Source organism: Methylobacterium sp. FW102-HT35C08 (assembly GCF_058790235.1).
Genome location: NZ_JBYTCL010000002.1, coordinates 1,714,622 through 1,734,235, shown reverse-complemented (window position 1 = coordinate 1,734,235; position 19,614 = coordinate 1,714,622). Strand labels below are relative to the sequence as shown.

Annotated in this window: 17 protein-coding genes; 2 read left to right on the top strand and 15 right to left on the bottom strand. The window is 71.8% G+C overall.

Annotated elements, in window-relative coordinates:
• Positions 1–45 precede the first annotated feature (45 nt).
• The 14 genes from AC3WSN_RS08275 to AC3WSN_RS08210 all read right to left on the bottom strand — a co-directional run bounded on the left by AC3WSN_RS08275 (position 46) and on the right by AC3WSN_RS08210 (position 15,309).
• Complete coding sequence (locus tag AC3WSN_RS08275; RefSeq protein WP_192709202.1) at positions 46–963, bottom strand: glycoside hydrolase 5 family protein; 918 nt, start codon at positions 961–963, stop codon at positions 46–48.
• Positions 960–1,733, bottom strand: a complete 774-nt coding sequence (locus AC3WSN_RS08270) for a TIGR04290 family methyltransferase (protein WP_192709203.1) — start codon at positions 1,731–1,733, stop codon at positions 960–962. The genes AC3WSN_RS08275 and AC3WSN_RS08270 overlap by 4 nt, the downstream gene beginning before the upstream one ends.
• Positions 1,730–2,320: a histidine phosphatase family protein gene (locus AC3WSN_RS08265; protein WP_492537224.1), complete on the bottom strand. Its 591-nt coding sequence runs from the start codon at positions 2,318–2,320 to the stop codon at positions 1,730–1,732. Before AC3WSN_RS08265 ends, AC3WSN_RS08270 begins: the two co-directional genes overlap by 4 nt.
• Before the next feature lie 52 nt (positions 2,321–2,372).
• On the bottom strand, positions 2,373–3,455 hold the full coding sequence (locus tag AC3WSN_RS08260) for an inositol-3-phosphate synthase (RefSeq protein WP_492537222.1): 1,083 nt from the start codon (positions 3,453–3,455) through the stop codon (positions 2,373–2,375).
• Between the two features lie 27 nt (positions 3,456–3,482).
• The gene (locus AC3WSN_RS08255; RefSeq protein ID WP_373622507.1) at positions 3,483–4,487 is read right to left on the bottom strand and encodes a UDP-glucuronic acid decarboxylase family protein; all 1,005 of its coding nucleotides are present in this window, start codon (positions 4,485–4,487) and stop codon (positions 3,483–3,485) included.
• A gap of 18 nt (positions 4,488–4,505) precedes the next feature.
• Positions 4,506–5,639: a CgeB family protein gene (locus tag AC3WSN_RS08250; protein WP_492537220.1), complete on the bottom strand. Its 1,134-nt coding sequence runs from the start codon at positions 5,637–5,639 to the stop codon at positions 4,506–4,508.
• Positions 5,636–6,748 (bottom strand): CgeB family protein, encoded by a 1,113-nt coding sequence (locus tag AC3WSN_RS08245; RefSeq protein ID WP_192709207.1) that lies wholly within the window; start codon positions 6,746–6,748, stop codon positions 5,636–5,638. The genes AC3WSN_RS08250 and AC3WSN_RS08245 overlap by 4 nt, the downstream gene beginning before the upstream one ends.
• Complete coding sequence (locus tag AC3WSN_RS08240; protein WP_492537218.1) at positions 6,745–7,869, bottom strand: CgeB family protein; 1,125 nt, start codon at positions 7,867–7,869, stop codon at positions 6,745–6,747. Before AC3WSN_RS08240 ends, AC3WSN_RS08245 begins: the two co-directional genes overlap by 4 nt.
• The gene (locus AC3WSN_RS08235) at positions 7,866–8,999 is read right to left on the bottom strand and encodes a glycosyltransferase family 4 protein (RefSeq protein WP_492537216.1); all 1,134 of its coding nucleotides are present in this window, start codon (positions 8,997–8,999) and stop codon (positions 7,866–7,868) included. The genes AC3WSN_RS08240 and AC3WSN_RS08235 overlap by 4 nt, the downstream gene beginning before the upstream one ends.
• Positions 8,984–10,291 (bottom strand): TIGR04295 family B12-binding domain-containing radical SAM protein, encoded by a 1,308-nt coding sequence (locus tag AC3WSN_RS08230; protein WP_492537214.1) that lies wholly within the window; start codon positions 10,289–10,291, stop codon positions 8,984–8,986. The genes AC3WSN_RS08235 and AC3WSN_RS08230 overlap by 16 nt, the downstream gene beginning before the upstream one ends.
• A gap of 10 nt (positions 10,292–10,301) precedes the next feature.
• A complete protein-coding gene (locus AC3WSN_RS08225; protein WP_492537212.1) occupies positions 10,302–11,366 on the bottom strand; it encodes an SDR family NAD(P)-dependent oxidoreductase in 1,065 nt (354 codons plus the stop codon).
• Positions 11,363–12,478 carry an NAD-dependent epimerase/dehydratase family protein gene (locus AC3WSN_RS08220; protein ID WP_192709212.1) on the bottom strand — a complete coding sequence of 372 codons (1,116 nt, stop codon included), beginning with the start codon at positions 12,476–12,478 and terminating at the stop codon, positions 11,363–11,365. Before AC3WSN_RS08220 ends, AC3WSN_RS08225 begins: the two co-directional genes overlap by 4 nt.
• A 565-nt stretch (positions 12,479–13,043) precedes the next feature.
• Positions 13,044–13,910 carry an SMP-30/gluconolactonase/LRE family protein gene (locus tag AC3WSN_RS08215; protein WP_492543041.1) on the bottom strand — a complete coding sequence of 289 codons (867 nt, stop codon included), beginning with the start codon at positions 13,908–13,910 and terminating at the stop codon, positions 13,044–13,046.
• Positions 13,911–13,971: 61 nt separating this feature from the next.
• Positions 13,972–15,309, bottom strand: a complete 1,338-nt coding sequence (locus tag AC3WSN_RS08210; RefSeq protein ID WP_492537210.1) for a sugar MFS transporter — start codon at positions 15,307–15,309, stop codon at positions 13,972–13,974.
• A 155-nt stretch (positions 15,310–15,464) separates the two neighbouring features.
• Between AC3WSN_RS08210 and AC3WSN_RS08205 the strand changes: the two genes are divergently transcribed.
• On the top strand, positions 15,465–16,616 hold the full coding sequence (locus AC3WSN_RS08205) for an aldose epimerase family protein (RefSeq protein WP_492537208.1): 1,152 nt from the start codon (positions 15,465–15,467) through the stop codon (positions 16,614–16,616).
• The gene (locus AC3WSN_RS08200; protein ID WP_492537206.1) at positions 16,613–18,412 is read left to right on the top strand and encodes an IlvD/Edd family dehydratase; all 1,800 of its coding nucleotides are present in this window, start codon (positions 16,613–16,615) and stop codon (positions 18,410–18,412) included. Before AC3WSN_RS08205 ends, AC3WSN_RS08200 begins: the two co-directional genes overlap by 4 nt.
• A gap of 366 nt (positions 18,413–18,778) precedes the next feature.
• On the opposite strand, the gene AC3WSN_RS08195 is transcribed toward AC3WSN_RS08200, so the two are convergent.
• A complete protein-coding gene (locus tag AC3WSN_RS08195) occupies positions 18,779–19,519 on the bottom strand; it encodes a FadR/GntR family transcriptional regulator (protein WP_192709217.1) in 741 nt (246 codons plus the stop codon).
• Between the last annotated feature and the right edge of the window lie 95 nt (positions 19,520–19,614).

The window sequence follows — 19,614 nt, the reverse complement described above, 5'->3', positions numbered from 1 at the left end:
CCGCGGCTCCGGCCCGAGGGATAGCGGTCGCCCCCGGTCCGGGCGTCAATCTATGTTGCTGGTCCCGCCGGAAGCCGCGGGCGCGTAGCGCCGGACCATGGCGGCGCAGAACTCCGCGTATTCCGCGCGGACCAGCGGCGCACTGGTGTGATGGGGCGTGATGCCCCGGTGCTCCGGCGTGAAGCAGAAGGTGACGGTGACGTCGAAATCCTTCAGCGCCTCCATCTGCCGGTCGAACCAGTCGAGCGCCCCCGGGCGGAAGCTGTCGGCCCAGGACAGGCCGGTGCGCAGGTAGCGCACGCCCAGCCGCTTCATCCACGCCACGGCCTCGTCGAGCCGGTGATCCTCGAAATGGAACCACTGGCACAGGCCGATCTCCGGCGTGTGGCGGGCGAAGCTCTCCAGGGCGATCTTCGGCGTGCCGTCCTGGCGCAGCAGGCCCATGTGGAAGTGCCGGTAATAGGAGGAGCCCTCGGCCTCCCTGTGGCGGGTGGTGGCCTCCCATTCCCGCGGCAGGTCGTAGAGGCTGTACCAGTGGATCCGCGGCGCCCGGCCGGAGAGCAGTTCCAGGGTCCGGCGCAGGCCCCAATCCTGCACCTCCTCGGCGCCGAAGGTCGAGACGCCGACCTCCGAGACCCAGACCGGCAGGTTCGTGACCGCGCGGATCTCGTCGACCTTGGCCGGCCAATCGTGGATCGACCACAGGTTCCAGTCGAGGGGGAAGCCGTGCACCGCCACCGCGTCGACGGCGTCGAGCACGCCGCGTCCTTCCATGTTGCGGATGAAAATCGGATCGATCGGCGAGATGCCGCCGAGCACGCGGGTCAGGGCCGGGTTCACCGCCCGGATCGCGTGGCCCGCCTCCTTGACCATCTCGGCGAAGAGCAGCCAGTCGGGGTCGATCTCAGGGTCCCAGTGCGACTTGTTGTTGGGCTCGTTCCAGAGCATCACCGAGTCGATCATCGCGTGCTTCCGCGTTCGTGAGTCGCCGCCCGCGCGGGGTATTCGGCTCCCAGCCCGTAGGGGACCGGCGCGGTGCGGCAGAGATAGACCTCGGCCTCGGGCTGGGCCGCGATGGAGAAGCCGCTCGCCCGCAGCATCGCCTCGATGCCGGCACGGTTCGGGATCCACCAGTTGGTCCAGTCGTGGGCGTAGGCATGCTCGACGAAGTGCATCTTCGGGTAACCGGGCCGCTCGAACTGGTCCATGTCCCAGAAATCGTAATCCTCGGCGACCGGCTCGACCGCCCGGCTGCCGCGCAGCATTGACTGGAACACGAGCAGGTCGCCGGCCACGTGCTCGCGGATCAGGTCGAGGGCGAGCAGCGGGTGGCGCAGGTGGTAGAGCACCCCCATGAACAGCACGATGTCGAACCGCTCACCCAGCGCGCCGACGTCGTAGACCGAGAGGTTGCGGAACTCGATGTCGTGGCCGAGGCTAGCGGCGGCGAAGCGGGCCTGGGCGAGGTAGCGGTCGTCGGCATCGAGGCCGAGCACCCGGGCCGCGCCGCGCCGCTTCATCTCGATGGCGTAGAAGCCGCCGTTGCAGCCGATATCGAGGACGCTCTTGCCGGTGAGGTCGGCGGGCAGCGCGTCGGCGAAGCGCCGCCACTTCACCCCCGGATAATCGCCGAGGAAATGGTCCGGGGCGGTCCAGATCCCGCCGCCGAGATCGATGTTGTGGAACCAGGGTCCGAGGGCGTCGGCCTGCCGGCGCAGATCGGAGGCCGTCATGGTGCGATCCGTTCGTTGAGGGAGACGACGCGCCCGCCCCCGGGCCAGAGGGCGAGCTCGCTGCAGGAGGCCGGATCGACCACGATCCGGTCGTAGGCGTCGAGGCCGAGGCCCAGGACCCGTAGGAGCGCGGCCCGGATCACGTCGGCATGGCTCACCAGGATGGCGGGCGCGCCGTCCTCGGCGAGGCTCTCGAGGACCCGGCCGATCCGGCCTTGCGCCTCCGCCATGCTCTCGCCGCCCGGCGGCCGGGCCGTGGTCCGGGCCGTGTTCCAGAGGGTCCAGGCGGGCTCGGCCGCGAGGTCGTCGACGGCGCGGCCCGTCCAGTCGCCGAACGCGATTTCGTCAAGGCCCGGCTCGGTCACGACCGCAAGGCCGAGGGTCGTGGCGATCGGGGAAGCGGTCTCGGCGGTGCGTTCGCGCGGGCTCGCCAGCACGAGACCGGCGCCGCTCCCGGCGAGACGGCGGGCGAGGGCCTGCGCCTCGGCGCGTCCGGTCTCGCTCAGCGAGACGCCCGGCATGCGCCCGCACAGGATCCGCCCGAGCCGGTCATGGCTGCCGTGGCGGACGAGGAAGACCTGCCTCATGAGGCGGTCGGGCTCGCCATGGACGCGGCTCTCCCCGGCGCGAGCCCCGCCATCACGCCTCCTCGCCGACCACGAAGCGCAGGGTCCGCTCCCGCGCCTCCGTGTCGGTGAACTGCCGGGGCGGCGACTTCATGAAGTAGCTCGACGGGCCCTCGAGGGCGCCGCCGAGGCCCCGGTCGAGGGCGAGGCGGGCGCAGCGCACCGCGTCGATCACGATGCCGGCGGAGTTCGGCGAATCCCACACTTCGAGCTTCAGCTCGATGTTGAGCGGCACGCCGCCGAAGGCGGTGCCCTCCAGCCGGATATGCGCCCATTTCCGGTCGGTCAGCCACGGCACGTGGTCGCTCGGGCCGACATGGACGTCGCCCGGTGCCAGCGGCGTGTCGAGCTGGCTCGTCACCGCCCGGGTCTTCGAGAGCTTCTTCGATTCCAGCCGCTCGCGCTCGAGCATGTTCAGGAAGTCGGCGTTGCCGCCGAAATTGAGCTGGTAGGTCCGGTCGAGCCGCACGCCCCGCTCGCGCATCAGGTTCGCCAGCACCCGGTGCACGATGGTGGCGCCGACCTGGCTCTTGATGTCGTCGCCGACGATCGGCAGCCCCTTGGCGGCGAAACGCTCCGCCCATTCCGGGTCCGACGCGATGAAGACCGGAATGCAATTCACGAAGGCGCAGCCGGCCTGGAGCGCGCATTCGGCGTAGAACTCGGTGGCTCCTTGAGAGCCCACCGGCAGGTAGGAGACGAGCACCTGCGTGCCGGTGCGGGTGAGTTCGGCCGCCACATCGGCCACCGGCTCGGGCGATTCCGCGATCACCCCCTCCAGGTAGCGTCCGATCCCGTCATGGGTCGGCCCGCGCCGCACCGTGACGCCGGTCGCCGGCACCGCGGCGAAGACCTGCGTGTTGTTGGGCTCGGCCAGGATCGCGTCGGCGAGATCGCGCCCGACCTTGGCGGCGCTGACGTCGAAAGCCGAGACGACCGCGATGTCGCGCACCCGGTAGCCGCCGAGATCAGGCGACATCAGGCCGGGTACGGCCTCGCCGGACGCCGCGTCGCGATAATGGTGCAGCCCCTGCACGAAGGACGAGGCGCAGTTGCCGATCCCGACGAGGCCGACACGGATGGGAGAGACGGCCATCAGCGCCTCGGCCGCAGGAAGCGGGGTTCAGCCGGCGACAAAGGCGCGCTCCTCGATCGATGGCAGCGGCCGGCGCGGGGCGATCTCGCGGGAGAACCACGCGATCGTCGCCTCCAAGCCTTCCTCGAGCGACACCTTGGGCGACCAGTCGAGCAGGGTCTCGGCGCGGGTGATGTCGGGCCGGCGGCGCTGGGGATCGTCCACCGGCAGCGGCCGGCGCACGATCCGGGACGGGGTCTCGGTCATCCGCACGACGAGATCGACCAGCTCGCCCACGGTCATCTCCCGGGGGTTGCCGAGGTTGACCGGGCCGTCGAGGGGCGTCTCGGCGCGCATCAGGCGCAGCAGACCGCCGACCAGATCGCTGACGTAGCAGAAGGAGCGGGTCTGCTCGCCGTTGCCGTAGACCGTGATGTCGTCGCCCGCGAGCGCCTGGCAGATCACGTTGGAGACGACGCGGCCGTCATCGGCCCGCATCCGCGGCCCGTAGGTGTTGAAGATGCGGGCGACTCGGATGTCGAGGCCGTGGCGGCGCTCGAAATCGAAGGTCAGGGTCTCGGCGGAGCGCTTGCCCTCGTCGTAGCAGGCGCGCGGCCCCGTGGGGTTCACGTTGCCCCAGTAGGATTCCTGCTGCGGGTGCCGCTCCGGATCGCCGTAGACCTCGCTGGTCGAGGCCTGGAGGAAGCGCGCGCCGGCGTCCCGGGCGAGTTCCAGGAGCCGGCCGGTGCCGAGCACGCTGGTCATCATCGTGTGGACCGGATCCGCCTGATAATGCGGCGGCGAGGCCGCGCAGGCGAGGTTGAACACGCGGTCGAAGCGCGGCAGCGGCGGCAGCGGCTCGGTCACGTCCGCCTCGACGAAGTCGAGGCGCGGCTCGTTGGCGAGATGCGCGAGATTCGCGTGCCGCCCGGTCAGCAGGCTGTCGATGCAGGTGACGCGGGCCCCGTCACCGATAAGCGCGTCGATCAGATGCGAGCCGATGAACCCTGCGCCGCCGGCGACGAGGACTCGGAGACCCCTCCCGTTTGCCACCATCATTCTCCCGCGTACCTAATGACCGATGATCGCGAGGTCGGACGCGGCCGGACGGCCGGCGCCCCGCCGGGTTCGCGCTTCCGCGAGGACATGTTCGAGATCCGCCGCGCGCGCGGCCGCCGTGTGCCGGGCGAGGATCGCCGTGCGGGCCGCCTGACCCAGGCGGCGCCGCTCCGCCTCGGACCGCGTGCGCAGGGTGGACAGGACCGCCTCCGGCCCCTCCGGCAGCAGGATCTCGCGCTCCGGGACGAGCAGCGTCTCGAGCCCGTCCCAGCGATCGGAGATCACCGGCGTGCCGCAGGCCCCCGCCTCGAACAGGCGCACGCTCGGGCTCCAGCCGGCCCGGACCATGTCGGCGCGGGTGACGTTCAGGGTGTAGCGGCTCGCCGCGTAGAAGTCGGGGTGCCGGTCCGGCGGCAGGTGCTCGATCCGCTCGACGTTGGCGGGCCAATCGATGCCGGCCGGGTATTGGGGACCCGCCACCGCGAAGCGCAGCTCCGGGGCGCGGCGGGCCGGCTCGATCAGCAGGCGCTCCAGCGCGGGCTGCCGGTCCGGGCTGTAGGTCCCGAGATAGCTGAGATCGTAGCGTGCCGGCCGGTCGAGAGCCGGGTAGGCCTCCGGATCGACCGAGCAGTAGAGGGCCCGGGCGGCCGGTGCCCCGTAGGTCCGCTCCAGGCGTCGCAGGGTCGGGCCGCCCGTGAACGACAGGTAGAGGTCGTAGTCGCGGATCTGGTCGGCCGCGAGATACGCGCAGGTGCCGGTCTCCAGCGCCGCCAGGGTCACCGGCGTGTCGATGTCGTAGAAGGCGGTGACGCCCCGCGCCCAATCGAGCACGCGCGCGCCGGCCGCGATTCCGTCGGGCACGTAGGAGCCGACGATCACGGCATCCGCCGCGGCGATCGCGCCGCGGTACTCCGCGAGTCCGTCGAGGTCGGCGTAGAGGGCGAGGTCGCAGAAGCCGGGCTCGGGCAGGTCGCGGTGGGCGGCGTACCAGGGCACGTCGCGCTCCAGGAACAGCACGTCGTGGCCGCGGCCGGCGAAGGCCTTGAGCAGCGCCCGGTACGTGGTGGCGTGCCCGTTCCCCCAGGACGAGGACAGGCTCAGGCCCAGGACGACGAGGCGCAGCGGGGCCTGCGGGGCCGCGCTCACGCGACGCTCCGCCGGGCCGCGCCCGCGGCCTCCGCCTTGCGGGCCGCCTCGGCCCGCAGGATCGCGTCGACCTCGACGGCCCGGCGCGCATAGGTGTGCTCGGCCGTGATGCGGCGACGCGCGGCCTCGCCGATGGCGCGGGCGCGCTCCGGAGTCAGGGCGGCGACGTGGTCGGCAACGTCCCGCCCGTCCCGGGCGACCAGCACCTCGCTCCCGTCGTCGAGGAACAGGCCGAGGCCCTCCCAGGCGTCGGTGATCAGGCAGGCGCCGGCCCCCGCCGCCTCGAATACGCGGGTGGCGGGGGAGAAGCCTACCGCCGCCATGCTGTCGCGGGCGATGTTCAGGACGGCCAAGGGCGTCGTGTTGAAGGCGTTGTGCTCGCGCGTGTAGACGTGCCCGAGATGCCGGACGTTCAGCGGCAGGCCGCGGCTCTCCCAGCCGTTGCCGCCGATCAGGAAGGACCGCTCCGGCAGGCGCGCCGCGGCGGCGAGGAAGAACTTCTCGACGCGGGCCTCGCGGTCGGGCAGGCGGTTGCCCAGGAAGGCGAGATCGGCCGCGAAGCGCGGCTCCGGCGGAACCGGGAAATGGGTGTCCGGGTCCAGGGCGTTGTAGATCGGGATGCAGGCCCGGGCGCCGAAGCCCTCGTAGGCCGTGACCACCGGCGGGCCGCCTCCGTAGGTGAGCACGAGGTCGAGGTCGGGCAGGGCGCGGCGGAGCGCATGATCGGTGTCGGCGCGCATCTCGGCGAGCGTTGCCGGGGCGTCCACGTCCCAGAAGATCCGCACCGCCTCGGGACGGGATGCGGCGATCACGCCGTGGAGCAGTTCATCGTCGAACACCCCGACGCCGCTCGCCTTCACCACCACGTCGGCCTGCGCCGCCTCGGCGATGACCGCGCGCGCCGCCTCGATCGTCGCCGGGTAGACCGTCACCGCCGCGTAGGGCGGCGGCTCGATATCCCGGTGCTGCTGCCGGTCGAAGGCGTCCGGCTCGTAGAAGGTGATCGTGTGGCCGTGCTGCGCCAGGGCGCTGAGCATGCCCCGGTAATAGGTCGCGGCGCCGTTCCAGTAGGACGACAGCAGGGAGGAGCCGTAGAAGGCGATCTTCATGCGGTGGCCTCCAGGGTGGCGGGCGCCCGCAGGCCTCCGGCAAGGTCCTCGGCGATGCCGAGCAGTTCCTCGGCCCGGTGCGCGCAGGTGTGGCGCGCCCGGATCGTGGCGAGGCCGGAAGCCGCGAGCGCGGCCCGCAGGCCGGCATCCGCCTGCAGGGCGCGCAGGTGGCTTTCCATCTCGGCGCCGGTGCGGGCCACGAGGTAGTCCCGGCCCGGCCGGAACAGGTCTTCCGCGTCGTCCCAGGGGGCGCAGACCAGGGGGATGCCGCAGGCGAGCGCCTCGAACACGCGGATCGTCGGAATGCCGGGCAGGCGCTCCACGTAGAAGCGCCGCGGCACGTGGATTGTGGCGAGATGCCGGGCGAACAGGCCCGGCGCCGCAGCGTTCGCCGCCCAGCCGTGATAGCGGGCGCCGGTGCGCCTCAGGGTCGCGAGCGCCGCCTCGGGGTAGCGCACGCCGTAGATGTCGAGGGGCAGCCCGACCTGGGCGGCCGGGCGGAACAGGTAGGTCTCGAGTTCCGCGCTGCGCTCGTCGTCGCCCCAATTGCCGATCCAGACGAGCCCGGCGCGCGCGCCTTCCTCGGCGGGCGGATGGAACAGGCGGGTGTCGGCGGCCTCGTGCCAGACGAAGACGCGGCGCCCCCAGCCTTTCGCCCGGTAGACGGCGGCCAGGGTCTCCCCGAAGGCCAGCACGCCGTCGTAGCCGGAGAGATCGAAGCGCTCCATCTCCACCGGGGCGCTCACCGCCCGGTGGTGCGTGTCGTGGAACAGGAGCGTGTAGCGCGCGCCGCGGCGCCGGGCGGCGCCCAGAGCAGCGACCAGGGCCGGATCGCTCCATTCGTGGACCAGGACGAGGTCACAATCCGCCACGCGTTCGACCACGGCATCGACCGCCGCGTAGCGCGCGGAGGCGAGCTCCGGATAGGCCGCCCGATAGGCGTCGAGGCCGGCTTCGCCGTGGTCGCGCAGGAGGTTCTCGAGGCTCCAGGCGCCCTCCGGCTCGTAGGCGGCGACATCGTGGCCGCGCGCCATCAGCGCGCGCAGGACGCCGCGCAGGAAATGGGCGTTGCCGTGGTTCCAGCACGAAGCCAGCGAGTGGGTGAAGTAGGCGATCCTCATGCGGCGGCTCCGCCGAGCCGCGCCGGCGCCCCGGCGAGGAGGCCGTGCAGCACGCCGAGCACGCCCTCGGTCATGGCGTCGGCTCCGTAGCGGGCGGCGCGCTGTGCAGCGGCCGCGCCGGCGGCTTCGCGCCGGACGGGATCGTCCAGGAAGCCCTGCACGGCTTCAGCCGCGGCGGCATCGTCGTCCGCGCCCACGAAGGCCGCGGCCCCGTCCCACAGCTCGCGGAAGCTCGGGATATCCGACAGGACGAGGGCGCAGCCCGAAGCGGCGGCCTCCAGCACGGCGAGGCCGAACGGCTCGTAGCGGGCGAGCGAGATGAAGACCGGTCGGCCGGCGAGTTCCGCGGCGATCCCCGCGTCGTCGAGCCGCCCGAGACGGTGCAGGTGGCGCGTCTCGCCCCGCGCACCGTTCGGCCCGTCCTGGGCGCCGGCGGCGCGCAGCGGCACCGACAGGCGTGCGGCGACGCGGTCCAGGGCGGCAGCGTTCTTCGCCCGGTCCCAGAGGCGGCCGGCCGTGAAGGCGACGGGCGCGGCAGCCCGAGGCGGCACGCCGCTCGGCGCGCGCCCGTTGCGGACCACCACGGGCGGCCGCGCGAGGTCGCAGACCCGGGCGGTCGCGAGCGCGTGCGCCCGGGTGGGGGCGAGGAGGGCGTCGGCGGCGCGGCAGCCCCGGACGGTGAGGTCGTGTCGCCAGGCGAGGTCGGCCGGCAGCGGCCCGCTCTCGACGGCATCCCACCACGTCGCCACGCAGGAATGGCACACGGCCGCCACCGGCACGGGGAAATCCGCGAGCGCCAGGGCGGGGCTGTGCAGGTGCACGAGATCGGCGCCCAGCGTCCGGGCGAGCCCGGCGAGCGCCCGCGCGGCGTCCAACACGGCCTCGGGCGTCTCGGCGGTCCAGTCGAGGGACAGGTCGGTGGCGACGATCCGCGCGCCCGTCGCGCGCTCGGCCGCGGCGATCCGCGCCTCCGACGGCGCGGGCCCCAGGACCGCGACGGTCACGGCCAAGCCTCGCCGGACCAGGCCGGACGCGAGGTCGAGGCTGTACTGCCAGACGCCGCCCACCGCATCCGCGCTCATCAGGACGTGCGGCGCCGTCTCCCGGAACTGGTTCAGCAGCACCCGCATGCGGCCTCCAGCTCGGGCAGGGGCAGGGGGCGCTCGTCCTGGATGTCGCTGAACTGCGTGAACTGGCCGAGATAATGGGCGTGCGCCCGCTCCCAGGCCCGGTCGTCGGGCTCGCCCCAGAGCCGCCGGTAATCGGGGGAACTCGGGTAGGGGTAGAGCGGCACGGGATCGTTCGCCCAGACGCCCTGGCCGCGCAGGCGGTCGCGCCACGTCGCCACGAGGTCGGGGTCGTCCCCCGCCACGGCGATGAGGTTCGCCTGCACGAACGGCACCGAGCGGCGGGCGTGGATCAGGCGCTCGGCGAGGTCGTCGGTCGAGGCGCGGCAGCGCTTGTCGAGGGCGGCGCGGCCCGCCTCCGTCAGGCTCTCGATCCCGGCCTCGATGGAGACGCAGCCCGCCGCCCCGAGGAGGTCGAGCATGTCGGGCTTCCACAGGTCGATCCGGGTCTGGATCCCGAAGCGGATGTTTCGGGCGACCAGCGCCTCCAGCAGCGGCTTCTGCGGCAGGAAGATCTCGTCGACGAAGTAGACGTAGGTGACGCCCTGCGCGATCAGCCCATCGATCTCGTCGAGGACGATCCCGAGATCCCGGCGCCGGTAGGCATCGCGAAAGTCGATCTTGGCGCAGAACGAGCAGGTGTAGGGGCAGCCGCGGGAGGCCTCGACCTCGGCGCCCGGACCGTCCGGCGCGGCCTCGAACCGGTGGTGGTGGTGGCGGTGCCGGGCGATCCAGTGGTCCGGCCAGCGCAGGGCCGGCAGGTCGGTGAAGCGGCCGGCATGGGGCGGCCCGGTCACGACGGCGGCTTCGCCGTCGCGGAAGGCGAGGGCGGGCACGGCCCGCAGGGTCTCCGGACGCAGATCGGGCAGGCCGGCGAGCCGCGCGACGACCTCCTCGCACTCGCCGCGCACGACGATGTCGCAGCCGAGCTTGTCGAGGGCCGGCCGCGGGGTGGCCGAACCGTGGGGGCCGACCGCCACACGGACCCCGCCCCGGCCCGCCAGGGTGTCGAGGAAGGCCCGCGGCACCCGCAGCTCCGGCGGGGCGCAGCGCCAGAACAGGTAGGTCGGCGCCGTCGTCACCACGGTCATGGCCGGCGCGAAGGCCGCCACCCGGTCGGCGGCGGTCCCGGCGTCGAGGCCTTCCAGATGCGCATCGACCAGCAGCGTCTCGTGCCCGTAGGCGGCGAGCAGCGCGGCCGCGTAGGCGAGTTCCAGGGGCAGGTGCGGCTCGCGGCACCCGAAATAGATGCTGTTGCGGTAGTCCCAGGGCGGGTTGACGAGGGCGACTTTCATGGAGCGACCCTCATGCGGCGGCTCCCGCGATCGGCGCGGCGGCGCCCGGCTGCGCGCGCGCGGCGGTCAGCCAGCCGGCGAGGTCGGCGACCCCGTCGCGCCAGCCCGTGAAGGGTTCGAGCCCGAGCCGCGCGACGGCCCGGCGCGTGTCGGAGACGTAGTAGCGCTGGTCGCCCGGGCGCCAGGCCTGGAAGCTCCGCTCCACCGGGCGGCCCAGCAGGGCGCCGACATGATCGAGGAGCTGCAGCAGGCTCACGGCGTTGCCGGGGCCGCCGCCGATGTTGAAGGCGTGGCCGGCCGCGTCGCCGATGCGGGCGAGCGCCGCCCGGTAGGCCGCCACCACGTCGCGCACGTGCAGGATGTCGCGCACCTGCCGCCCGTCGCCGTAGAGCGTGACCGCCTCGCCCGCGAGGGCGCGGATCAGGAAGTGGGCGACCCAGCCCTGGTCCTCGTTGCCCATCTGGCGCGGGCCGTAGATGCAGCTCATCCGCATCACCGCCGCCGGGAGGCCGAAGCTCCGCGCGTAGTCGAGGACGTACTGGTCGGCCGCGCCCTTGGAGCAGCCGTAGGGCGTGTGGAAGTCGAGGGGCCGGTTCTCGCCGATGCCGCGGGCGCGCAGGCCGGCATCGGCCGGCAGGTAGGCGTCGCCGATCGCGTCGAGGGCGATGTCGGGCAGGTCGCCGTAGACCTTATTGGTCGAGGCGTAGAGCACCGGCACCGGCCGCGTCAGGGTGCGCACGGCCTCCAGCAGGTTCACGGTGCCGAGGAGGTTGATCTCCATGTCGGCCCGGGGGGCGACGAGGCTCGTGGTCACGGCGACCTGGGCGGCGAAGTGGAACACCGCCCCGGCCTCGGCCACCGCGCGGGCGAGTTCCTGATCGTCCCGGATGTCGGCGACGACCGCGGTGATCCGGCTGCCGTGGCGCTGCCGCAGCCAATCGAGGTTGGCCGCGACGCCGGGACGCGAGAGGGCGTCGTAGACGATCACGGCGTGGCCGTCGGCCGCGAGGCTGTCGGACAGGTTGGCGCCGATGAACCCGGCGCCGCCGGTGACGAGGATCGGCCGCCCGCTCACGCGACGAGACCGCGTGCTTCGAGTTCGCGCCGCGCCTCCGCGACGCGGTCGATGGCCTGCTGCTCGGCCACCCAGGCGGCGAGTTCGGCGAGCCCCTCCTCGAAGTCGCGGCGCGGGGCGTAGCCGAGTTCGCGCTGGATCTTGCCGATATCGGCGATGCAGTGGCGGATGTCGCCGAGCCGAGCCTGACCGGCCAGTTCCGGCTCGGTGCCCTCCCGGCCCATGGCGCGGGCGAGCAGCCGGGCGACCTCGCGGACCGTCCGGTCCTGGCCGCTGCCGACGTTGTAGACCTGTCCGGCGGCGGCGGGATGCTCCAGGGCCAGCGCGAAGGCCTGGGCGACGTCCTCCACGTGGACGAAGTCGCGCCGCTGCTCGCCGTCCTCGAAGATCATCGGCGGCTGGCCATTGTGCAGGCGGGCCGCGAAGATCGCCAGCACGCCGGTATAGGGGTTCGACAGGGCCTGCCCCGGCCCGTAGGCGTTCCACAGCCGAAGCGCCACGCCCTCCATCCCGTAGGCGGGGGCGAGCGTCAGCGTCAGGCGCTCCTGCGTGTACTTGGTCAGGGCGTACACGGAGGCCAGAGCCGGGCGCTTCGATTCCGGCGTCGGGATCGGCCGCATGGGCTGCCCGTGCGCGTCGAGGGGATCCCAGGGCTCGCCGGGCCGGCGCGGGCGGCGCACCACCTCCTCGGCGGTCCCGCCGTCGGAGGTGCGGTAGAGCCCCTCGCCGTAGATGCTCATGGACGAGGCCACGACCACGCGCTTCACCGGCGCTTCGATGAGCTGCTGGAACAGCACCGCCGTCCCGCAATCGTTGACCGAGACGTAGCGCTCGACCGCGTACATGCTCTGGCCGACGCCGACCTCGGCGGCGAGGTGCACGACCCGGTCGACCCCGCGCAGGGCGCGGCTCACCGCCTCGCCGTCGCGGACGTCGCCGCGCTGGAACTCGACCTCCCGGGGCAGAACCTCGGCGCCGCCCTTGTCGGCGCCATGGACCTGCTCAATCAGGCTGTCGAGTACGCGCACACGGTAGCCGCGACGCAGCAGTTCGGCGGAGAGGTGACGGCCGATGAAGCCGGCACCCCCGGTAATGAGCACACATTCCGGCACGAGGCGTGGAAACTCCCCTGCAAGGACTTAAAGCTATGTAGATCGGGAATCCGATCCCGAAGAAACAACTCAGGTTAAATTCTGCGTTCAAGCGCCGAAAATCCGGTTTTTAATGCTAAGCTCACGGAAAATATGGGCTATTCCTCATTGAAATGGAAAAATCTTCAGGAGACAATCGGTCCCATCTGGTCACCGGCTTGAACCTCCCTAGACCGACAACAAGCCGAGAACTTCGAAGCAGCACTGGCAGATACGTCCTCGTTGATTCAGATGAACCATCCAGTGAGACGCAACAGGAATATATTCTTGCCACACATCTATTTCGTGTGCGTCGGAATCGAGGTCTCGCGGAGCAATCCGGACGTAGAGACGCCCTCAACGACGCCATTGCACGGCGTGAGACGGTGCCGCCGCACGCGCAGGATCAGGCCGGGATCCTCTCGCAGGCGGAGCATGGAACCCACAGACCAGTCTTGGCTGCCGGCCGAAGGGCACGGGTACGCTGCCGCCTCCGCGCGCAGCGGGGTCATGACGACCGGGCCGCGCGTTCCGGGCGGGAACCGCCTCAGCCGCCGAAGGCGCGGGGCGGCAGGCCTCTGACGCCGACATCGAGCTCGAACAAGGCCCCGGCCGCCGGCACGTGCTCGGCACCCCGCGACGCCGAGGTGACGAACAGGCGGTTCAGGCCCGCGCCCGCGAAGGCGCAGCTCGTAATGTTGGGGGCGGGGAGGGCGATCGCACGCATCAGGCGCCCCTCCGGATCCAGGCGGCTGATCCGGGCGCCGCCCCAATGGGCGATCCAGAGGCAGCCCTCCGCATCCGTGGTCATCCCGTCGGGCCAGCCCCACGCGTCCGGAAAGCGCAGGAAGGCCCGCTTGCCGGACAGCGTGCCGTCCCCGGCGAGGTCCAGGGCGTAGACCGTCCGGGCGGCGCTGTCGCTGTGATAGAGGATCCGGCCGTCGAGGCTGAAGGTCGGACCGTTGGCGACGCCGTACGCGCTGTCCATCCGCCGCCAGGTCAGGTCGGGGTCGAGCCGGTGCAGGGCGCCCGACACCGCGGTCTCGGCCTCATGCATGCTCCCCGCCCAGATCCGGCCGGCGACATCGACCTTGGCGTCGTTCAGGCGGTTGTCCGGATATTCGGGCTCGGGATCGCCGATCGGGGTCAGCCGGTCGGCATCGAGGTCGAAGACCGCAAATCCGCTCTTCAGGCCGACGATGAAATCCCGCCGGCCGGCCCGGGGGATGATCCAGCCCAGCGGCTCCGGAAAAGGGCGGGTGCCCACCGCACCGCTCGCGAGGTCGAGCCAGCGCAGGGCCGGCGCCTCGATGTCGACCCAGAAGAGGCGCTCCCGCTCCGGCACCCAGACGGGTCCCTCCCCGAGCCGGTCGCGCTCGGCCCGGGCGACGCTGCCGGTCCGAGGGCGCCTGATCGGCGATCGGACCGATGCGGATCTGCGGGTCCATGGTCCCCCTCTCTGGTCCGATCGCCGATCAGGCGCCCTCGGACCGGCAGCCGGAGGCGCCCGGCCGGCAGCCCCAGAGCGCGTAGAACAGGACGTAGAGCTCGCAGGCCGCCGTGATCAGGAAGGCGTGCTGCAATCCGAACCGGTCCGCGGCCCAGCCCTGCACCACCACCAGCGAGCCGCCGGCGATCGCCATGATCAGCAGACCCGATCCCGCCTCGGTCAGCGACCCGAGCCCGCGGATTCCGAGGGTGAAGATCGTCGGGAACATAATCGCGTGGAACAGCCCGACCGAGATCAGCGCCCACATCGCCACAGGGCCCGCGGCGAAGGCTGCGACCAGCATCACCGCGCAGGCGCCGATGGCCGCACCGGCCAGCACGGCCTCGGCCGTCTGGCGCTGCATCAGGTAGCTGCCGACGAAACGGCCGACCATCATCCCACCCCAGAGCAGGAACAGGTAGCGCGCGGCCTGGGCGTGCGTCAGGTCGCCGATCTCGGGCTGCGCCACGAAGTTGATGAACAGGTTTGAGACCCCGATCTCGGCGATCAGGTAGATGAAGATCGCCGGCACGCCGAGGACGAGGTTGCGGTGGCGCCAGAGCGACAGGCCGGCGCGCTCGGTCTTGGCGATCTTGGCGGCCGGCGCGGCGGCACCGTCCGCGCCGCCCATCGCGGGCAGCGGGAACCGGGCGATCACCACGGCGAGCATCACCAGGATCGCCGCCACGATCAGGTAGGGGAGCTGCACCGACTGCGCATCGGCCAGGCGCTCGGCGGGGGTGAGCACGGTCCCGGCCGCGGCGTTGCCGGAGGCGGAGCGGCCCAGGATCAGGTAGCCGCCGAACAGCGGCGCCAGGGTGGTCCCGAGGGAGTTGAACGCCTGCACGAGGTTGAGCCGCGCCGGGGCGCTCTCGCTCGGGCCGACCACCGCCACGTAGGGGTTGGCGGCGACCTGCAGCAGGGTGATGCCGCTGGCGATCACGAACAGGGCGGTGAGCGTGATCGCGTAGGAGACCTGGTGGGACGCCAGGACCATCCCGAGCGTGCCGAGCGCCATGATGCCGAGGCCCGTCACCAGGGCGCGCTTGTAGCCGACGCGGGCGATCAGCTTCGCCGCCGGGATCGAGGCCACGAAGTAGGCGATGAACCAGACCGACTCGATCAGCGTGGTCTGCGTGTAGTCGAGGTCGAACACGCTGCGCAGGTGCGGCAGCAGCGTGTTGTTGATGACCGTGATGAAGCCCCACATGAAGAACAGGCTCGCCAGCAGCGACAGGGCCGCGCCGTAGCCGCGCCGGTCGCGCGCGACCGCCGCAGCCGTCCGGGCGGCTGACAGATCGACGCGCGCGATTGGTCCTGCCATCGGGCCTTTCCTCTCCGATCGGGCCACCTGGCCGGGGCACCGTGTTGTAGATTTCATTTGTCTGAGTATATATCGGGGCCGCGGACGTCAACCGCGGCCGCCCGTCACGAGTCGGTGCAGGACCGGCAGGACGGAGCACGACACAGGGGGGATCCATGCGTGGCTTGGGAACGGTGGTGCTCTGCGCCTGCGCGGGACTTCCGGCTCTGGCCCAGGCGGCCGAGCCGGCCCGGACAGTGTTCGGCACCCTGCCGGACGGTCGCACCGTCGAAGAGGTGACCCTGACCAACGGCAAGGGCGTCACCGCGCGCATCCTGTCCTGGGGGGCATTGCTGCGGGTGCTCGAGGTGCCGGACCGGACCGGCAAGGCGGCCGACGTCGTGCTCGGCTACAGCGACCTCGCCAGCTACCTGAACAAGGGCAGCTATTTCGGCGTGAGCGTCGGGCGCTACGCCAACCGGATCCGCGCCGGGCGCTTCACCCTCGACGGCCAGACCTACGCGCTGGCCACCAACGACGGACCCAACGCCCTGCACGGCGGCAGCGCGGGCTTCGACAAGCGGCTCTGGACGATCACCGCGGTCAAGGGCGGCGCGGCCCCGTCGGTGACCCTGCGCTACGTCAGCCCGGACGGCGAGGAGGGCTATCCCGGCACGCTGACGGCGACCGCCACCTACACACTGGAGGCGAGCGATACCCTCTCGGTGACCTACGAGGCCACGACCGACAAGCCGACGATCGTCAACCTGACCAACCACAGCTTCTTCAACCTCGCGGGCGAGGGGTCGGGCCGCTCGATTCTGAACAATGTCCTGACCATCCCGGCCGAGCGCTTCACGCCGGTCGACGCCACCCTGATCCCGACCGGCGAGCACCTGCCGGTGGCGGGCACGCCCTTCGATTTCCGTACGCCCACGGTGATCGGCGCGCGCATCCGCGATGGGCGGGACGTCCAGATCGTGCGCGGGCGCGGCTACGACCACAACTGGGTCGTGACGGACGCGCCCACGGCCGAGCCGCACCTCGTCGCGCGGGTCGAGGATCCGGATTCGGGCCGCGTTCTCGACGTCTCGAGCAACCAGCCGGGCGTGCAGTTCTACGCCGGCAACTTCCTCAACGCGACCGTGATGGGTAAATCCGGCCTCGTCTACCGGCAGTCGGACGCCCTGGCGCTGGAGCCGGAGCTGTTCCCCGACACGCCGAACCAGCCGGCCTTCGGCTCGGCCCGGCTGGATCCCGGCAAGACCTACCGGAACGTCATCACCTACCGCTTCTCGACCAGCCCCGCCCACCGGACCCACAAATGACCGACCGACCGATTGCACGGCCCCTGCGCTCGCGCGCCTGGTTCGATAACCCCGACAATATCGACATGACGGCGCTCTACCTGGAGCGCTACCTGAACTTCGGCCTCAGCCTGGAGGAGCTGCGCTCGGGCAAGCCGATCATCGGCATCGCCCAGACCGGCTCGGACCTGTCCCCGTGCAATCGCCACCACCTCGTCCTCGCGGAGCGGATCCGCGAGGGCATCCGCGAGGCGGGCGGAATCGCCCTCGAATTCCCCGTCCACCCGATCCAGGAGACCGGCAAGCGGCCGACCGCCGGCCTCGACCGCAACCTCGCCTATCTCGGTCTCGTGGAGTTGCTCTACGGCTACCCGCTCGACGGGGTGGTGCTGACGACGGGCTGCGACAAGACCACCCCGGCCTGCCTGATGGCGGCCGCCACCGTGAACATCCCGGCCATCGCTCTCTCGGTGGGGCCGATGCTCAACGGCTGGTTCAAGGGCCAGCGCACGGGCTCCGGCACGATCGTCTGGAAGGCCCGCGAGATGCTGGCGGCGGGCGAGATCGACCAGGACGGCTTCATCAAGCTCGTGACCTCATCGGCCCCCTCGACCGGCTTCTGCAACACGATGGGGACCGCCACCACGATGAACACCCTGGCCGAGGCGCTCGGCATGATGCTGCCCGGCTCGGCGGCGATCCCGGCGCCTTACCGCGACCGGCAGGAGGTCGCCTACGAGACCGGCAAGCGCATCGTCGCCATGGTGGCGGAGGATCTGAAACCCTCGGACATCCTCACCCGTGACGCGTTCCTCAACGCCATCGTGGTCAACTCGGCGATCGGCGGCTCGACCAACGCGCCGATCCATCTCGCGGCACTCGCCCGGCACATGGGGGTCGAGCTCGATATCGCCGACTGGCAGACCTACGGGCTCGACGTGCCGCTCCTGGTGAACCTGCAGCCGGCCGGCGCCTATCTCGGCGAGGATTACTACCGCGCCGGCAGCCTCCCGGCCGTCGTGGCGCAGCTGATGAGCCGCGGGCTGATCCGCGAGAACGCGCGCACGGTGAACGGGCGCTCCATCGGCGAGAATTGCCGCGGCGCCGTGATCGAGGACGAGGACGTGATCCGGCCGATCGACCGGCCCCTCAAGGAGGCGGCCGGGTTCCTGGTCCTGCGCGGCAACCTGTTCGAGGCCGCGGTGATGAAGACCAGCGTGATCGGCCCGGAATTCCGCGCCCGCTACCTCTCGAACCCCGAGGATCCCGATGCGTTCGAGGGCCCCGTCGTGGTGTTCGACGGGCCGGAGGATTACCACGCCCGGATCGACGATCCGGGCCTCGGGATCACCGAGGAGACCCTCCTGGTGATGCGTGGGGCCGGGCCGGTGGGCTATCCCGGAGCGGCCGAGGTGGTGAACATGCGCCCGCCCGCGCAGCTGATCCGGGCCGGCGTACACGCGCTGCCGTGCCTCGGCGACGGGCGCCAGTCCGGCACCTCGGCCTCGCCGTCAATCCTCAACGCCTCGCCGGAGGCGGCGGCGGGCGGCGGCCTCGCCCTGCTGCGCACCGGCGACCGCGTGCGGGTCGATCTGCGCCGCGGCACCGCCGACATGCTGGTCGATGCCGACGAGATCGCCCGCCGCCGCCGCGCCCTGGAGGAGGCCGGCGGCTACGCTTATCCGGCCTCGCAGACCCCCTGGCAGGCGATGCAGCGCGCCGCCGTCGGGCAGATGCATACCGGCGCGATCCTGGAGGGCGCCGAGCGCTTTCAGCGGATCGCCCAGACCAGCGGCCTGCCGCGCGACAACCACTGAGACGCGGCGATCCCGGACCCGGCTGGGTTCTGGATCACCCTGCGGGTTCGATTTCCGCCCCAGCATTCCGGGGCGCCGCAGGCGAGCCCGGAATCCAGAGCCGCCAACAGCGCAGATCCCGGCTCGACCTGCGATTCTGGGTTCCGGGCTCCGCTACGCGGCCCCGGAATGACCGGGTGGTGACGGAACCACCGCCCGCAGGAACCTGGCGGCGCCGGTCGCGGCACGCGCTGGGTCGAACACTTGGAAGGGTTCGGGACCTTCGCGGGTTCGGGGCGGAGCCTGCTGCCCGGATTCACCCGCCGGACGCATCCGGGCTCCGTCCTGATCACCCGCCGCAGGGCAAGCCCGCCGAAACCCGGCCCCTCAGGGCCGCAGCGCCATCTCGGTGTCGGAGAGGGCGAGGCGGATCAGCTCGGTCATCGTCGCGCGGGCGGCGGCCGGGTCGCCCGACACGATCGCCTCGTAGAGGGCCCGGTGATCGGGCATCGGGTCCCGCGGTAGGACCTGGCGCCGATACTTGAAGATCGTCGTCCAGGTGACCGCCGCCGCGATGGAGCTCGACAGGGCCATCAGGGGGCCATTGCGGGCGGCCTCCAGGATCAGGTCGTGAAAGGCTTGGTCGGCGGCCCGCCCGGCTTCGGTGGCGAGGCCGTGGCGGCCCATCTCCTCGAGGGCGTGGCCCATCCGGGCGACGTCGAGGCTCGAGCGCCGCTCAGCGGCCAGCGCGGCCGCGGCCGGCTCGACGATCATCCGCAGCTCGAACAGGTCTCGGATGAAGGCCTCGCTCGGCTCCGCCTCGAAGGCCCAGGCCAGGATATCCGGGTCGAGCAGGTTCCACCGGCTCCGCTGGCTGACCCGCGTCCCGGTGCGCGGCCGGCTCTCGACGAGACCTTTGGCGCTCAGGATGCGAATCGCCTCGCGATACGCGGTGCGCGACACGTTCAGCTGTTCCGAGAACTCGATCTCGCCCGGCAGCACGTCGCCGGGCGCGTAGCGGCCGCCCAGGATCGCGACGCCCAGGTCCCGGGCGACCGATCCGTGGATGCGCCGCGAGCCTGAGGCAAGCGGAAGCTTGATATCCTCCAGACCGCGACCCTGCCTCACCACGTCACCTCCGGTCCGAGCCACCGGTCCGGGGCAGGATCGCCGCGATCGTACTTGGAAGTTGTAGGAGCGCAAGCGGCGACACCCCCTGGGCG

Coding starts and splice junctions, on each gene's coding strand:
- AC3WSN_RS08275 (WP_192709202.1), bottom strand. CDS start 963: ATGATCGACTCGGTGATGCTCTGGAACGAGCCCAACAACAAGTCGCAC.
- AC3WSN_RS08270 (WP_192709203.1), bottom strand. CDS start 1,733: ATGACGGCCTCCGATCTGCGCCGGCAGGCCGACGCCCTCGGACCCTGG.
- AC3WSN_RS08265 (WP_492537224.1), bottom strand. CDS start 2,320: ATGAGGCAGGTCTTCCTCGTCCGCCACGGCAGCCATGACCGGCTCGGG.
- AC3WSN_RS08260 (WP_492537222.1), bottom strand. CDS start 3,455: ATGGCCGTCTCTCCCATCCGTGTCGGCCTCGTCGGGATCGGCAACTGC.
- AC3WSN_RS08245 (WP_192709207.1), bottom strand. CDS start 6,748: ATGAAGATCGCCTTCTACGGCTCCTCCCTGCTGTCGTCCTACTGGAAC.
- AC3WSN_RS08240 (WP_492537218.1), bottom strand. CDS start 7,869: ATGAGGATCGCCTACTTCACCCACTCGCTGGCTTCGTGCTGGAACCAC.
- AC3WSN_RS08235 (WP_492537216.1), bottom strand. CDS start 8,999: ATGCGGGTGCTGCTGAACCAGTTCCGGGAGACGGCGCCGCACGTCCTG.
- AC3WSN_RS08230 (WP_492537214.1), bottom strand. CDS start 10,291: ATGAAAGTCGCCCTCGTCAACCCGCCCTGGGACTACCGCAACAGCATC.
- AC3WSN_RS08210 (WP_492537210.1), bottom strand. CDS start 15,309: ATGGCAGGACCAATCGCGCGCGTCGATCTGTCAGCCGCCCGGACGGCT.
- AC3WSN_RS08205 (WP_492537208.1), top strand. CDS start 15,465: ATGCGTGGCTTGGGAACGGTGGTGCTCTGCGCCTGCGCGGGACTTCCG.
- AC3WSN_RS08200 (WP_492537206.1), top strand. CDS start 16,613: ATGACCGACCGACCGATTGCACGGCCCCTGCGCTCGCGCGCCTGGTTC.